Below are 15,036 nucleotides of genomic sequence, written 5' to 3' on the forward strand. Positions count from 1 at the left end.
GGTCAGACTCCTGATCCAGGGGTGTGGCGAGGCGCAGGGTCACCCTCGCCTTCAGGTCCATTGTCGCTCTCCGGAGCGGTCACCGGCCACATCTTCTCCATGGCCGAGCGCAGCGCGACGTTCTCCGCGCGCAGGCCGGTGGCCTCGCCACGGGCGAGCAGGGCGTACTCCACCCTGGTGCGGCCTGCCTCGTCCGTGTCCGCCCGCACCCAGACGCGGCGGCGACGCACGAACAGGCTCACGGCCAGGCCGATCAGGGCGGTGGCGGCGAAGACGCCCACGCCCCACTTGCCCGGGTCGTAGTGCAGGTCCAGGCCGACGTAGCGGCGGACGCCGTCGAAGCTGATGGAGCCCTTGCCGTCCGGCAGCTCGTAGGTCTGTCCCTCGTCCAGGGTGATGCCGCCGTTCGAGTTCGTGCGGCTGTTGAGCTCGGTGAGGTTCTCCGTGTCCAGGACGTACACGTTCTGCGGGACGCCGGCGTCCAGGCCGAGGTCGCCGTAGTAGGAGTTCAGGATCAGCTGCGGCTTGAGCAGCTCCGGGTCCACCGAGACCGCGACGCCGTCCTCGCCCTCCACGGCGGCGGGGAGGAACAGGCCGACGAAGCCGAGCTGGTCCGGCGTGGCGTCGGGGGCCTTGATGACCGCCAGGGAGGTGTACATCTGGTCCTGGACCCGGGTCACCACCGGGCCCTGGAAGGCGATGTCCCCCTCACCGTCGCGGATGGTCACCACGGGGGCATAGCCGTTGCCGACGAGGTACACGCGGACACCGTGCACGTCCAGGGGGCTGTTGACCTTGAGGATCTCCTCCGCGGGTTCTGCGCCGGGGCCCTCGCGGACCTCCATGCGCGCGGTGTAGTCGATCGGCTGGCCGTAGTGGGTCTCGGACTGGCGCTCGAACACGGCGTCGAAGGACTCGAGCTTGAGGGAGAAGGGCTTCAGCTGGTCTGCGTTGAAGTACGTGCCCGGAGTGAAGGAGTCGTAGGCCACCAGGTTGTTGGCGAAACCCTCCCCCTCCACGAGGATCTTCTGGCCGGTGTACTTCGTCATGCCGCCGTAGGCCATGAACACGAGCACGCCGATCAGCGAGAAGTGGAAGACGATGTTGCCGATCTCGCGGAGGTAGCCGCGCTCGGCGGAGACGGACGGCCCGCGCTCGTCGGAGTGGTCCGCCACGCGGTACCCGCGCTTCTTCAGCCAGGCCTTGGCCTGCGCCACCGCCTGCTCCGGTGCCGGGCCCTCCTCCTCCAGCACCACGGTGCCGGACTCCGGGAGGCGGGACAGCCGGCGAGGCGTGCGCGGCGGCGGGGACTTCATGACCTTCACGTGCTTGATCGCACGCGGCACCACGCAGCCCACCAGGGACACGAAGAGCAGCAGGTAGATCGCGGAGAACCACACGGACGTGTACACGTCGAAGAACTGCAGGAAGTCCAGGATCGGGCCCCAGAACGGGTTGTCCTCGATCCACTGGTCCACGATCTCCGGGCCGGCCCGGCGCTGCGGCACCAGGGAGCCGGGCACGGCGGCCACGGCGAGCAGGAGCAGCAGCATCAGCGCGGTGCGCATGCTGGTGAGCTGGGTCCAGGCCCAGCGCGCCATCTCCTTCGCGCCGAGCGTCGGCAGCGCCGCCTCGGCCTTCTTCGCTCGGGTGCTCACAGGGGAAGACTCACCTCGTTCTGGAACCAGGTCTGCAGCTGGAGGGTCCACGTGCTCCACAGGCCGGTCACCATGACCAGGCCGAGGACGATCAGCAGGACGCCGCCGAACACCTGCACGGCGCGGCGGTGGCGGCGGAAGAAGGCGAGGGCGCTCATCCCGCGCTCCACGCCGAGGGCGATGAGGATGAACGGCAGGCCCAGGCCCAGGCAGTAGACGAAGGCCAGCAGGGCCCCGCGGCCGGCCGCCCCGTCCGCCCCGGCGGCGGCCATGGCCAGGACCGCGGCGAGGGTCGGGCCGATGCAGGGGGCCCAGCCGAGGCCGAAGGTCATGCCGAGCAGCGGTGCACCCACGAGTCCGGCCGCGGGCTTCAGGTGCAGGCGGCGCTCGGTCTGGAGCCGATCGAACCGGCCGAGGAAGACGATGCCGAGCAGGATCACCGCCACGCCCAGCAGGCGGGTCACCCACTCTCCGTCCCGCTGCAGCCAGAACGCGATCTGCGCGAACATCACGCCGGCCAGCACGAACACCGCGGAGAAGCCGAGCACGAACAGCACGGCGCCGAGCACCAGGCGGCTGCGTCGGCGGTCCTCGAGGCGTTCTCCCCCGAGGCCAGTCACATAGCCGAGGTAGCCGGGCACGAGCGGCAGCACGCACGGGGACAGGAAGGACACGATGCCGGCCAGCAGCGCGATGGGCCCGGCGACCAGCAGCGATCCGTCCAGGACCGCCTCGGCGAAGGGGTTGTTCTGCATCGGCGCTGAGGTCACTGCCCCTGCTCGTCCACCACGGTCGTGAGCAGGGCGCGCAGGGTGCCCTCCTCGACCGCGCCGAGCACACGGGCCGAGACCCGGCCCTCGGCGTCCAGCACGAGGGTGGAGGGCACGGCCTGCGGAGGCACGAAGTCGGAGAGGGCGAGCAGCACGTCCCCGGAGAGGTCCTCCATGGAGGGGTACGGGATCTCGAAGGTGCGCTCGAAGGCCCGGGCCGTGGTGGCGGTGTCCCGGACATTCACGCCGAGGAACGTCACGCCCTCAGACGCGAACTGCCCGTGGAGGGAGACCAGGTGCGGGGCCTCGATGCGGCACGGCGCGCAGGCGGCGTACCAGAAGTTCAGCACAGCGGGGGCGCCGCGCAGGGACTCGGCGGACACCTCGGTGCCGTCGAAGAGGGCGCCGGAGAACTCCACCGGCTCCGAGCGCTCTGCCTGTGCGTACTCGGCCACGGAGCCGTCTCCGGCGATGTAGTTCTTGCCGTCCGCGTTGCCGGCCTGGCCGGCCAGGACGTCGTCTCCTCCCCCGCACGCCACGAGCAGCGGGGCGGCCGCGCCGAAGCCCAGTCCCGCCAGCAGACGTCGACGGGTCAGACGGGACACGGGCATGGAGGTACCTCCTCGTCACAGGCGCGGAAAACAGCCTCAGGGATTCTGACCAGTCTAGTCTGCCCGCCCATCCTGACCGGAACCTTGAAGACGGACTCCACGACGACGGCCCCGCACCTGCGTCCGTCCCCTCGCCCCGGGCGGGGCGAGGCAGGCGTGAAGGCGAGGGGCCGTCGTCGGGGAGGGGGCGCGGAGCGTCTCAGGCGCCGGGCAGGTTGGCGGCCTGGGCGAGCAGGTGCGCATTGGGTTCGTGGTACTCCACGCGCGGCCGCTCGCGGCCGTCCTCGAAGACCAGGGAGGTCACGGAGGTGAGGGTGCACTCGCGCCGGCGCGGGTCGTGCATGAGCGGACGCCCCTCGGTGGCCAGGCGGGTCACCCAGATCGGCAGCTGGTGTGAGACGAGGATGGCCTCGGCGCCCGGGCCCAGGGTGTCCACCGCGACGTCGCGGGAGCGCTGGACGACCTCCACCATGCGCTGCACCTGCTGGATGTACGGCTCGCCCCAGGAGGGGCGTGCGGGGTTGCGCAGCTTCGGCCACAGGCTCGGGGTGGACTTCAGGGTGGCGGCCACGTTGGACATGCCCTCGAAGGCGTTCTCCGCCTCGACCAGGTTCGGCTCGGTCTCCAGCTTCTTGCCGAACGCCGCGGCGATGGGGGCCGCGGTCTGCTTCGCGCGCTGCAGCGGGGAAGCGGCCACGATGGCCGGCTGGCGCTGAATGCGGTTCGCCCGCTCCACGAACCACTCGGCCACACCGTCGGCCATCTGCAGGCCGAGGTCGGACAGGCCGAACCCCGGCAGGCGCCCGTAGAGGACGCGGTCCGGGTTGAAGACTTCACCGTGACGGACGAGATGCACCGTGGCCAGAACGCTCATGTCCCCAGTCTGTCAGAGACGCGGAGAGCCGACAGGCACTAGCGTGGGAGGCCACAGGCCGCGCGACCGCGCAGACCGACCGACGCCGACGGAAGGACACCGCCGTGAGCGAGAACCAGGACCGCCCCAGCTACGGACAGGAGTACGGCGGTGCGAACGCAGGCTCCTACGGCTCGGGCGGGGGCGGGCAGGAGTACCGCGCCGGCTCCGAGTACGGGCAGAACCCCTACGGCCAGGACCCGTACGGCGGACCGCAGGGGCAGCCCGGCGCTCCCGGACAGCAGCCGCAGCAGTGGCAGCAGCCGCAGCAGGGCGACTTTCCCCCGCCGCCGGGCGGGCCGGGCTGGAACGGCTCGGGAGGGCAGCAGTGGGGCCCTCAGCAGCAGTGGGGGCAGCCCGGACAGCAGTGGGGGCAGCCCGGCCAGCAGTGGGGCGGCCCGGTGCAGGAGCCGGTGCGGCCCACGTCCATCACCGTGGCGTTCTGGCTGATCATCGCGGCCGCGGTCGTCATGGTCGGCTCCACGCTCGCCGGTGCCTTCGCGCTCACGACCCCGGAGGGCAAGGCCATCGTCGAGGACGTCACCCGCCAGCAGGTGGAGGCCTCCGGCCTCACCGGCACCGAGGCCGAGCAGATGATGCAGACGACCGTGGACATGATGCCCGGGTTCATGACCGCCTTCGCCCTGGTGGCGTTGGTGCTGTACCTGCTGGTCGCCTTCAAGATCCGCTCCGGCTCCCGCCCCGCACGCATCGTCGGCACCGTGCTGGCAGCGCTCTCGCTGCTGATGATGCTCACCAGCCTGCTCGGCGGCATGCCGGGCCTGGAGATCGTGTGGGTCCTGCTGGGCGTGGGCGGCATCGTGATGGCCTACCGCCCAGACTCCACCGAGTACATGCGTCAGCGGGCCTGGGCGAAGTCGATGCGCGTGAAGTGATCAGGCGGCGGTGAGCATCCGCTCCAGCCGCGCCGGGTCCACGCGCCAGAAGTCGCGCTGGACGCCGTCCACGAACAGCACCGGGATCTCCTCCGCATGCCGCTCGGCCAGCTCCGGGTGCTCGGCGCCGTCGAGGAGCTCGTAGGCCTCCCCCAGCCGGCCACAGACCTCCGCGACCGTCTCCACGGCGGCCGCACACAGGTGGCACCCCTCCTTGACCAGCAGCTGGACGCGAGGGCGAATGGCGGAGGCGGCGGCCGCCGTCGTGGTGTCAGAGTCCATGCACACCACCCTACGGGCACCGCGGGCAACGACCGCCGGGCGCAGCGTCACGAGGCCCGGCAGGACCCCGCGCAGGCTCAGCGCACACCGCACGGCCCTCGGAACAGAGCGAGGCCGCCGTCCCGAACGGGACGGCGGCCTCGCATCTGCTCTCCGGAGCAGGCGTCACTTCTTGTTGCGACGCTGGTGCCGGGTCTTGCGAAGCAGCTTGCGGTGCTTCTTCTTCGACATGCGCTTGCGGCGCTTCTTGATCACAGAACCCATGGGGTCTCCTCATGTCGGGGGCGACGGTCGGCGGGGTCACTCGGACCGCACCGAGCTGACTGGACAGCCGGGCCGACCCGCATTCCACCGGATGTGGAACGCTTGTAAAACGTTCCCCGCCACAATACCGGGCGCGCCTGCAGCGCGCGAATCCACGCGGATCCGCGGACGCCGGCGCGGCAGGCCTCAGTCGAACCAGGGGTCCAGGCCGTGGTACGGGAAGAGCTCCTTGCGGGTGGCCATGATGGCCTGGTCCACCGGGTCGGACGGGTCGTAGCCGACCTCCCACGAGCGCCACCACACGTCCGCCCCCTCTCCCATGGTGGTGGGGATGCGGCCCTCCTCGTCCTCCGGCGCCGAGGACATGTCTCCGGTGAGCTCGTCCGCGGTGAGGGACGTCACGTGGTCCACCCACGCCTGCGGGATCTCGGCCCTGATCGGGATCGGGGCGTCCAGCACGATCGCCGTGAGATGGGCCCAGGCGCGCGGCACCACCTTCAGCGGGTTGTAGCCGCCGCCGCCCGTGGCGATCCACCGGCCCTGGCAGAACTGGTCCGCCCAGTCCGCCAGGTCGAAGGCGAGCTGACGCTGACCGTCCACGGACAGGCGCAGGTCCGCCAGCGGGTCGGCGTGATGGGAGTCGCAGCCGTGCTGCGTGACGAGCACCTGCGGGGCGAAGGCGCGCAGCAGCTGGGGGACGGTGGCGTGGGTGGCCCGCAGGAAGCCGGCGTCACCGGTGCGGGCCGGGACGGCGACGTTCGCGGCCGAGCCGAGCGCCTCCGGTCCGCCCACCTCGTTGGCGAACCCGGTGCCGGGGAACAGGGCGAACCCGGTCTCATGGATGGAGATCGTCAGCACGCGGGGGTCGTTGTAGAAGATCGACTGGGTGCCGTCGCCGTGATGGGCGTCCACGTCCACGTAGGCGATGCGCTCGGCGCCCAGGTCCAGCAGACGCTGGATGGCCACGGCGCAGTCGTTGTAGATGCAGAACCCGGAGGCCGCCTTGCGGGAGGCGTGGTGCATGCCACCGGAGAAGTTCACTGCGCGCCTGACCTCGCCGGACCAGACGGCCTCGGCAGCGGCCAGCGTGCCGCCGGCGATGCGCGCGGCGGACTCGTGCAGGTCCGGGAAGATCGGGCAGTCCTCGGAGCCGAGGCCGTGCTCCTCGTCCTCCGTGCCGCCCGAGGAGGCGGCCTTCACCGCGGCGATGTACTCCGGGGCGTGGGCGAGCTGGAGCTGCTCGTCCGTGGCCACCGGCGGTTCGATGATCCGCACGTTCTCGCCCGAGAGCAGGTCGAAGGACTCGATCAGACGGTGGGTGAGATCGAGTCGGAGCGGGGCCATCGGGTGCTCGGCGCTGAATCGGTACTTGAGCAGGTCCGAGTGCCAGACGACCGCTGCCGGCTGGGAATCACTGGGTGAAGACGTGGCACTCATCACTCACAGCCTACGACTGTGCGCCCCCTCACGCCTGTCGAGGGCCTTTCATGACGGACAGGTGACGCGCCCCGCATGACGGACGGGTGACGCCCCCGCGTGCGCACCACACGTGGTGCGGCCGCGGAAGCGCGCCCGCGTACACGAGGCCGGTCCACGGGTAGCCTGTCGACCCATGGCCCCTGCCCGTCCACGCCGCCTGCCTCCCGCGGTGCACCGATCGGTGCCGCGCCCCCGCCCGGTGAGGCGACGCCGTCCCCAGCCGTGGAACTCCTCCTCACTGGAGTCCGGCCGCGGCGTCCGCGCGGCGGTCCGCCGCACCTCGCACACGGTCAAGCACCTGGCCGGGTCCTCGCCCGCCCGCTCCGCGCTGACGGCGTTCGCCCTGGTCTCGGCGGTCTTCACCGCCCTGCTGTCCCTGCCGTTCGCGGCACGGGACGGCCACCCCACGCCGCTGCACGACGCGATGTTCACCGCCGTCTCCGCCGTCTCGGTGACGGGCCTGACCACGGTGGACACGGCAGAGCACTGGTCCACGCTCGGCCACGTGATCATCCTGGTGGCGGTCCAGATCGGCGGCCTGGGCATCCTGTCCATGGCGTCCCTGCTGACGCTGGCCGTCTCCCGTCACCTCGGCGTCCGGTCCAAGCTGCTCACCCAGGAGGGCGGCATGACCACGGGCCACGTGGGCGAGGTCGGCACGCTGCTGCGCGTGGTGGTGGTGACGGTGCTGTCCGCGGAGCTGGTCCTCACCGCACTGATGGCGCCGCGGTTCATCGCGGAGGCCGGCTCGGTGGGGGCCGGGCTCTGGCACGCCGTCTTCTATGCGGTGAGCGCCTTCAACAACGCCGGCTTCAGTCTGCACCCCAACGGCCTGAGCGACTTCGCCCACGAGCCCTACCTGCTCACGCTGATCGGCCTCGGCGTCTTCGTGGGCGCCCTGGGCTTCCCGGTGGTGCTCGTGCTGATGCAGAAGGGCTGGCGCTACAGGCAGTGGAACCTGCACACGAAGCTGACCGTGGAGGTCACCCTCATCCTGCTGGTGCTGGGCGCGGTCTTCATCTGGCTCTTCGAGCACACCAACCCGGACACCCTCGCCGGCATGGGCGGGCCGGAGCAGATCGGCCAGTCCCTGTTCGCCTCCGTGATGACCCGCTCCGGCGGCTTCTCGGTGATCGACGTGAACGCCCAGACCGCGGAGACCCTGCTGCTGACGGACGCGCTGATGTTCGTGGGCGGAGGCTCGGCCTCCACCGCCGGCGGCATCAAGGTCACCACGCTGGCCGTGATGTTCCTGGCGATCGTGGCCGAGGCCCGCGGTGACAAGGAGGTCACCGTCCACGGGCGCACCATCGCCTCGGAGACCCTGCGCGTGGCCATCTCGGTGCTGGCCCTCGGCGCCACCCTGGTGCTCACGGCCACCCTGACGGTGCTCGCCATGACGGAGGAGCAGCTGCAGCGGGCGCTGTTCGAGGCGATCTCCGCGTTCGCCACCTGCGGGCTGTCCACCGGCCTGTCCGCGGAGCTGCCGCCGGCCGGCGTCTACGTGCTGACGGGCCTGATGTTCGCCGGCCGCGTCGGTACAATCACGTTCGCCGCGGCCCTGGCCCTGCGCCAGCGCCGTGTGCTCTACCGCTACCCCGTCGAGAGGCCGATCCTTGGCTGACCAGAAGCGCATCGACCCCCATGCCCCCGTCCTCGTGATCGGCCTGGGCCGCTTCGGCGCGGCCACCGCCCAGGAGCTCGTGGCCCAGGGACGTGAGGTGCTGGCAGTCGAGAAGGACCCGGTGCTGGTGCAGAAGTGGGCGTCCACGCTGACCCATGTGGTGGAGGCGGACGCCACGGACGCCGAGGCGCTGCGCCAGCTCGGCGCGGAGGACTTCTCCGCCGCGGTGGTGGGCGTGGGCACGTCCATCGAGTCCTCGGTGCTGATCACCGTGAACCTCGTGGACCTGGAGATCCCGCACCTCTGGGTCAAGGCCATCACCGCCGCGCACGGCAAGATCCTGCGCCGCATCGGCGCCAACCACATCATCTTCCCGGAGTTCGACGCCGGCGTGCGCGCCGCACACCTGGTCAACGGGCGCATGCTGGACTTCATCGAGTTCGACGACGACTTCGCGATCGTGAAGATGCACCCGCCGACGGAGACCGTGGGCTTCACCCTGTCCGAGTCGGACGTGCGCAAGAAGTACGGCGTGACGATCGTGGGCGTGAAGACCCCGGGCGAGGAGTTCACCTACGCCCAGCCGGACACCAAGGTCGGCCCGCGGGACACGCTGATCGTCTCCGGCCACACAGACCTGATCGAGCGCTTCGCCGCGCGGCCCTGAGAGGTCCCGGCGCGCCGACCGCTTCGCCCTCCGCACTCAGGAGGCGCCTGGAGTGCCGCGGCGGCGGGCTCGGCGCCGCGGAGGCCCACCGTGCCGCTTCCCGACGACGGCCGCTCACCCATGGCTCCCTCCACCCCCATTATTGCTAACTGCTCGCATTAGCACTACTGTATGGCCGTCATCGTCGCGCTGAGAATGAGATGAGGAATGCGATGCACATCAGCGGCAAAGAACCGCGCGTCCTGACCACCGGCCTGACGGCCACCGCACTGCTGTTGGCCGGGCTCACGGCGGCGCCGGCCGCATCCGCGGCCGAGGGACGCGTGGTCCTGGAACCCGGGCACATCGACGCCCCGAAGGTGTTCTGGGAGGACGGCGGCTTCGCCCTCAAGGCCTCCGCTGGCGAGGTCCACCGCCTGCACGACGCGGTCAGCTGGCTGCGCCCGAACGTCTATGCCTCCAGCTACTTCTTCGGCACGGAGCAGTACTACGCCCAGCACGTCGGCGAGGAAGCCCCCGCCCTCGACTTCCTGGGCGAGGGCACCACCTGGTGGGCCGCCCCGGCGAACTGCATCCTGTGCGGGCAGATCTGGCAGGGCTTCGCCGCGGACACCGGCGTCCCGCACACGCAGTTCCGGGACGGCGCCGGTCTGGACGCGGCGAACGCGGACGGCACCTTCTGGCTGGACCTCGTGGACGTGGACGGTCCGGGTCGTGTGGAGGTCTTCGCCGGCAGCCAGTCCGACTCGGACAAGTGGGGCACCGTCGAGCGCCTCTTCTCCAGCCAGGACGAGGACCTGCGCACCGCGGCCCTCAAGCCAGGCACGCACACCCACATCAGCACCCTGTTCTCCGCCCCGGGCGACTACACGCTCACCTGGCGCGCCACGGCCCGCACGGCAGACGGGAAGATCGTGAGCTCGAAGGTCACCGCCCAGGACTGGAGGGTGGGCGGCGCCCGCCCGGACACCGCCGAGCAGCCCTCGCTGGCCGAGCGGTACGCCGCCGCGCCTGCCGGGCCCACGGAGGGGTACGCCTTCTCCGTCGCTCCGGCGCAGGACGAGAAGGCCGGGCAGTTCGGCATCCCGCAGGCCGCCTGGTCCTTCACCGCGCCGGACGGCGCGGACGGCACCGCCCTCGTGTTCGTGGACGGCTACCCCATGACCGAGATCCCCGTGAAGGACGGCAAGGGCTCCTTCGCCCAGCTCCCGGCGGTCGGCGAGGCAGAGTACCAGGCCGTCTTCCTGCCGGAGGGGAAGGGCGCCCGCTGGTCCTCGGCCCCGGTGTCCTACGCCCCGGGCGGGGCGAAGGCCTCCACCTCCTCCGCCGCGGACCTGCCGACGCCGTCCCCGCGCCACGCCACCCCGGAGTACGCACCACAGGACACGGACCTGCCGGACGACCTCTCCGCGGACGTGACGCTCTCCCCCGGCCGCTTCGACACCACCTTCGGCGTGGACGTGGAGCTCTCGGACCCTCGCGCCGCCGGCCGTGTGCGCCTGGACTTCTTCGACCCCGCCGACGACGCCTTCCCGTGGGCCACCTTCGAGGGCACCCTGCGGGACGGCCGCTGGCAGGACCAGATCGAGGACGTGGACACCACGAAGGGCCTCCAGGCCCGCGTGACCTACCTGCCGCACGCCTCCATGGACAACGTCCACATCAGCACCGGTGTGGCCGCAGAGAAGTTCGACCCCAAGGCCACCACCACCTCCACCCTGCAGCTGGGCTCCGAGGCGCCTGGGACCGATCCGGCCCCGATCGAGGACCCCGCCCCGGCCGACGGCGAGATCGAGACCGATCCCGTCACCCTGGACCGAGGCCACGTGGACCTCGGACCGGCCATCGTGGGCAAGGACCTGGACTTCGTGGTCGGCGACGACACCGCCCTCCATCATCCCACCCGCGTGAACCGCACCACCGACTCCGTGACCCTGAAGGTGAACCGCTCTGCCTTCACCCGGCGCACCGAGGGCATGGACCTGAGCCCGTACAAGGGCCTCGGGGACATCTTCTACCTGCTGCCGCAGACTCAGAAGAGCTCGCTGGTGTGGCCCGGCTTCTCCACCGAGCACCTGGACCGCACCCGCTTCCCGGAGGGCCTGGACGTGGAGCTGCAGACCGTCTCCGCCCCGGCCGGCGGCAAGTGGTGGGCCAGCGTCACCTCGGGCCTGGGCAAGACCGCGGTGATCGCCTCGCACGACGCCGGTGTCTCCCGCCTCGACCTGCCCGGCCCGGTGCACATGCACAACAACTGGGTCTTCAGCACCCCCGGCCGCTACGTGATCCGCTTGCGTGCCGTGGGCGAGGACGCCTCCGGCACCGCCGTGCAGACGCCGTGGCGGGACGTGACCTTCCAGGTGGAGGCCGACCCGGAGCGCACCCCCGACTTCGCGGACAACAAGCCCGGCTCCTACGCCTACGAGCCGATCCGCTGGATGCAGCTGCAGGGCATGTCCGCCGGCTACTCGGACGGAACCTTCCGCAAGAACCGGGACATCAGCCGCGGCGAGTCCCTCGCCCTGATCCACCGCTACCTCCACCCGAAGCAGGAGCCCCTGACCACGCCGCCCTTCAAGGACGTCCCGCTGACCAGCCCGTTCGCCGCCGCCGCGGCGTGGGCCGCCGATGCCGGCGTGTCCACCGGGTACAAGGACGGCACCTTCCGCCCGGGCAGGGACGTCTCGCGCGGCGAGTTCGCCGCGTTCCTCTACCGCGCGGCCGGCGGCGGCTCCGCCCCGTCCGGCGGCAGCGGCTTCCGGGACGTCTCGGAGAAGAGCCCGTGGCGTGATGCGGTCGCGTGGATGAAGAAGACCGGACTGACCACCGGCTACGCGGACGGCACCTTCCGTCCGGACCGGCAGATCACCCGCGCGGAGGTGGCGATCATGCTCCACCGCCTGGACCAGTCCCGCAACGGCTGACCGAGGTTCCCCGGCCGCTCCGGGGCGTCACGACGACGGCCGCTCACCGGAAACGCCCCCGTCACCACATCCTGTGGTGACGGGGGCGTCGGTGTCTGGCGGCGCCTCCCGTTCCTTGAGCGAAAGCTCCGGGGGTCATGGACGACGGGGCCTCCCGCCTCCCATTTCACTGGCGAAAACGCCAGGGGGTGGCGAAAGTCAGGCGCGGAACTCCTCGGCCATTTCTGCGTCGCGCTTCGCGGCTGCGTCCATGGCGCGGTTCACGAGGTCCTCCATGCCGCCGTCGAGGAAGGCCTCAACGGCCTTCTCGGTGGTGCCGTTCGGGCTCATCACGGCCTTGCGCAGGTCCTCGGCCTTGGCGCCCTCCTGCTGGAGCATGATGCCGGCGCCCTTCACGGTGGCGGCGGCCATGGCCTCGGCGGCCTCGGCGTCCAGGCCCAGCTGCGCGCCGTGGGCGGCGATCAGCTCGGCGAGCAGGAACACATAGGCCGGGGCGGAGCCGGCGGTGGCCACCACGGCCGAGAGCTGCTCCTCCTCCACCGACACCACCAGGCCGGAGCCGGCGAACAGGGCACGCACGGCAGCGGACTGCGCGGCGGTGACGGTCGGCCCCTCGGCCACGCCGACCACGCCGGAGCCCACGGTCAGCGGGGTGTTCGGCATGGTGCGCACGATCGGCTGGCCCTCCGGCAGGACCGCAGCCAGGGTGGCGGAGGTGACGCCGGCGGCCACGGAGACCACCACCGTGTCCGGGCGCAGCGACGGCGCCAGGTCCTTCAGGGTGGCGACCATGTCCTTCGGCTTGACGCCGACGAGCACGATGTCCGCCTCGGCGACGGCGGCGTGGTTGGCCTGCGGGTCCTGCTCCTGACAGGTCACGGTCACCCCGTGCCGTGCGGCGGCCTTCTCGGCGGAGGCCGCGGAGCGGGTGGTGGCCACGACGTTCTCCGCGGGCACCCCCTGTTCCAGCATCCCGGCCAGGATGGCGCCGGTCATGGTACCCAGTCCGAGGATGGCGATGCGGGCGTCGGTGGGGGTCTGCGTCATGGGGTGGATCGTTCCTTCGACGGATCGGTGGTCTCGTTCAGGCGGCCGGCCCAGAGGCGGCGAGGTGCTCGCGGGCAAAGGCGAGGGATGCGGCGAGCTTCTCCTCGCGCTGCCCGGCGTACTCGACGCCGCGCGTGCCGACCTCCACACACACGGTACCGGCCAGACCCACTCGACCCAGATGGCGCAGGGACTCGGCGACGGGCTGGGTGCCCTCGCCGGGGATCAGGTGGTCGTCCTTGCCGGAGTCGTTGCCGTCGGTGAGGTGCACGTGCCGCAGCCGGGGCCCGAGCTCGCGGACGGCGTCGAGAGAATCCACGCGGGCGATGGCCGCGTGGGAGAAGTCCCAGCAGATGTGCTCGTACGGCTCGGGCAGCGGGTTCCAGTGCGGCAGATACATCTTGGCCTCCCGGCCGTAGGCCCGCCACGGGTACATGTTCTCCACCGCGATCACCACGCCGGTCTCCGCCATCAGCTCCTGGATCCCCTCGGCGAAGCGCACCGCGTACGTGCCCTGCCAGCGGAACGGCGGATGGGCCACCACGGTGGCTGCGCCCACGGCCTGCGCCAGCTCCACGGAGCGGCGGATCTTGGACCACGCGGAGCCCCACACCTGCTGGGTGAACAGCAGGGTCGGGGCATGGATCGAGTCGATCCGCTGGCCGTGGCGTTCGGAGAGCTTCACCAGACGGTCGGCATCACGGCTGAAGGCGTTGTGGGTGACCATCACCTCCACGCCGTCGTAGCCGAGGTCCTCGGCCGTGGCGAACACGTCCTGCGTGCCCAGGGGGAAGACCGAGGACGACGAGAGTGTCACCGGGATGTCCGCGCCGAAGCGCGGGGCCGGGGCCAGGTGGGCGGAGGAGTCCGGCATGGTCAGCGCACCCCCAGACTCAGTCCCGGAAGGAGGGTGTCCGTGTTGAGGTTCACGTGTCCGACTCCGGGCCGGCCGTCACGGGTGAGGTGCCCTTCGAGCATGAGCGCGTCGAGGCGGTTGAGGATCAGGCCCTCGCGCAGCGCCCACGGGCAGATCTCGAGCTGGGCGATGCCGAACGTGCGCATGGCCGCCAACGCGACGATCGCCCCGGCGAACACCTGGTGCGCGCGGACCTCTGAGACGCCGGGCAGCTCCGCCCGCTCGGCGATGGTCATCGCTGCGAGGCGGTTCACCCACAGGTGCAGGTCGTCCGCGCGCAGGTGGCGCTTCACGAAGGGGCCCGCTGCCGAGGGCGCCGCCCCGGTGATCCGGGCGAGCGAACGGAACGTCTTCGAGGTGGCGGTGACCACCACGGGGGACTCGATGCGAGGGAAGGCGGCGTGGGCCTCCTCGAGCCGCTTCTCCACGTGTTTGCGCAGCTTCTTCACCGCCTTGGGGCTGGGCGGGTCCTCCGGCATCCAGTCGCGGGTGAGACGGCCGGCGCCCAGCGGCAGGGACAGCGCGTGCGAGGGCAGCTCGTCCTGACCGTAGGCGATCTCGAAGGAGCCGCCGCCGATGTCGAAGTTCAGGATGGATCCGGCGTCCCAGCCCTGCCAGCGCCGCACGGCGAAGTAGGTCATGGCCGCCTCCTGGTCCCCCGTGAGCTCCGAGAGGTGCACGCGGGTCTCCGCCTGCACGCGGTCCAGCACGGCGGCGCCGTTGGCGGACTCGCGGATCGCGGAGGTGCAGAACGAGATCATGTCCTCGGCCCGGTGCTCCTCCGCGAAGGCGGCGGCCTCGCGGACGAATCCCACGAGCTCCTGCTGGCCCTCCTCCGTGATGGCGCCGTCGGCGTCCTGGTAGCGGATCAGCGGAAGGGAGCGCTTGTGCTCCGCGTAGGCGACGGGACGGGCCCCGGGGTGGGCGTCCACGAGCAGCAGGTGGACGGTGTTGGACCCGATGTCCAGGACGCCGAGGCGCATGG

Annotated in this window: 14 protein-coding genes; 4 read left to right on the forward strand and 10 right to left on the reverse strand. The window is 71.3% G+C overall.

Features of this window, described 5'->3' with window-relative positions; genetic code table 11:
- Positions 1 to 2: 2 nt before the first annotated feature.
- From CEQ11_RS11220 to CEQ11_RS11235, 4 genes are all read right to left on the reverse strand, one after another.
- Positions 3 to 1,658, reverse strand: a complete 1,656-nt coding sequence (locus tag CEQ11_RS11220) for a cytochrome c biogenesis protein ResB (RefSeq protein ID WP_070638926.1) — start codon at positions 1,656 to 1,658, stop codon at positions 3 to 5.
- Entirely contained in the window at positions 1,655 to 2,413 is a 759-nt protein-coding gene (locus CEQ11_RS11225; protein WP_102957529.1) for a cytochrome c biogenesis CcdA family protein, read from the reverse strand. Before CEQ11_RS11225 ends, CEQ11_RS11220 begins: the two co-directional genes overlap by 4 nt.
- Before the next feature lie 11 nt (positions 2,414 to 2,424).
- Positions 2,425 to 3,039, reverse strand: a complete 615-nt coding sequence (locus tag CEQ11_RS11230) for a TlpA disulfide reductase family protein (RefSeq protein ID WP_088478653.1) — start codon at positions 3,037 to 3,039, stop codon at positions 2,425 to 2,427.
- A 199-nt stretch (positions 3,040 to 3,238) separates the two neighbouring features.
- Entirely contained in the window at positions 3,239 to 3,913 is a 675-nt protein-coding gene (locus tag CEQ11_RS11235; protein WP_088478654.1) for a histidine phosphatase family protein, read from the reverse strand.
- A 104-nt stretch (positions 3,914 to 4,017) separates the two neighbouring features.
- Between CEQ11_RS11235 and CEQ11_RS11240 the strand changes: the two genes are divergently transcribed.
- Positions 4,018 to 4,848: a hypothetical protein gene (locus tag CEQ11_RS11240; protein ID WP_088478655.1), complete on the forward strand. Its 831-nt coding sequence runs from the start codon at positions 4,018 to 4,020 to the stop codon at positions 4,846 to 4,848.
- Here the strand turns inward: CEQ11_RS11240 and CEQ11_RS11245 are convergent, their stop codons facing one another.
- From CEQ11_RS11245 to CEQ11_RS11255, 3 genes are all read right to left on the reverse strand, one after another.
- The gene (locus tag CEQ11_RS11245) at positions 4,849 to 5,130 is read right to left on the reverse strand and encodes a glutaredoxin family protein (protein WP_088478656.1); all 282 of its coding nucleotides are present in this window, start codon (positions 5,128 to 5,130) and stop codon (positions 4,849 to 4,851) included.
- Positions 5,131 to 5,295: 165 nt separating this feature from the next.
- Complete coding sequence (locus CEQ11_RS11250) at positions 5,296 to 5,394, reverse strand: 30S ribosomal protein bS22 (RefSeq protein ID WP_005504750.1); 99 nt, start codon at positions 5,392 to 5,394, stop codon at positions 5,296 to 5,298.
- Positions 5,395 to 5,580: 186 nt separating this feature from the next.
- A complete protein-coding gene (locus tag CEQ11_RS11255; RefSeq protein WP_070640260.1) occupies positions 5,581 to 6,831 on the reverse strand; it encodes an acetoin utilization protein AcuC in 1,251 nt (416 codons plus the stop codon).
- A gap of 175 nt (positions 6,832 to 7,006) precedes the next feature.
- Here CEQ11_RS11255 and CEQ11_RS11260 point away from each other — a divergent pair, with 175 nt between their 5' ends.
- The 3 genes from CEQ11_RS11260 (at position 7,007) to CEQ11_RS11270 (ending at position 12,088) form a co-directional block, all read left to right on the forward strand.
- A complete protein-coding gene (locus CEQ11_RS11260) occupies positions 7,007 to 8,497 on the forward strand; it encodes a TrkH family potassium uptake protein (RefSeq protein ID WP_088478657.1) in 1,491 nt (496 codons plus the stop codon).
- Positions 8,490 to 9,164 carry a TrkA family potassium uptake protein gene (locus CEQ11_RS11265; RefSeq protein WP_087134499.1) on the forward strand — a complete coding sequence of 225 codons (675 nt, stop codon included), beginning with the start codon at positions 8,490 to 8,492 and terminating at the stop codon, positions 9,162 to 9,164. The genes CEQ11_RS11260 and CEQ11_RS11265 overlap by 8 nt, the downstream gene beginning before the upstream one ends.
- Positions 9,165 to 9,376: 212 nt before the next feature.
- Entirely contained in the window at positions 9,377 to 12,088 is a 2,712-nt protein-coding gene (locus CEQ11_RS11270) for a choice-of-anchor M domain-containing protein (RefSeq protein ID WP_193763025.1), read from the forward strand.
- 198 nt (positions 12,089 to 12,286) lie between these two features.
- Here CEQ11_RS11270 and proC read toward each other — a convergent pair whose 3' ends face one another.
- The 3 genes from proC to CEQ11_RS11285 are packed head-to-tail and all read right to left on the reverse strand — an operon-like array spanning position 12,287 to position 15,034.
- The gene (gene proC / locus CEQ11_RS11275; protein ID WP_088478659.1) at positions 12,287 to 13,135 is read right to left on the reverse strand and encodes a pyrroline-5-carboxylate reductase; all 849 of its coding nucleotides are present in this window, start codon (positions 13,133 to 13,135) and stop codon (positions 12,287 to 12,289) included.
- A gap of 37 nt (positions 13,136 to 13,172) precedes the next feature.
- The gene (locus tag CEQ11_RS11280) at positions 13,173 to 14,009 is read right to left on the reverse strand and encodes a sugar phosphate isomerase/epimerase (RefSeq protein WP_088478660.1); all 837 of its coding nucleotides are present in this window, start codon (positions 14,007 to 14,009) and stop codon (positions 13,173 to 13,175) included.
- 2 nt (positions 14,010 to 14,011) lie between these two features.
- Positions 14,012 to 15,034, reverse strand: a complete 1,023-nt coding sequence (locus CEQ11_RS11285) for an exopolyphosphatase (RefSeq protein WP_088478661.1) — start codon at positions 15,032 to 15,034, stop codon at positions 14,012 to 14,014.
- Positions 15,035 to 15,036 lie beyond the last annotated feature (2 nt).

The organism is Micrococcus sp. FDAARGOS_333, assembly GCF_002206575.2.
In the GTDB taxonomy this organism is placed as follows: Bacteria; Actinomycetota; Actinomycetes; order Actinomycetales; family Micrococcaceae; genus Micrococcus; species Micrococcus lylae.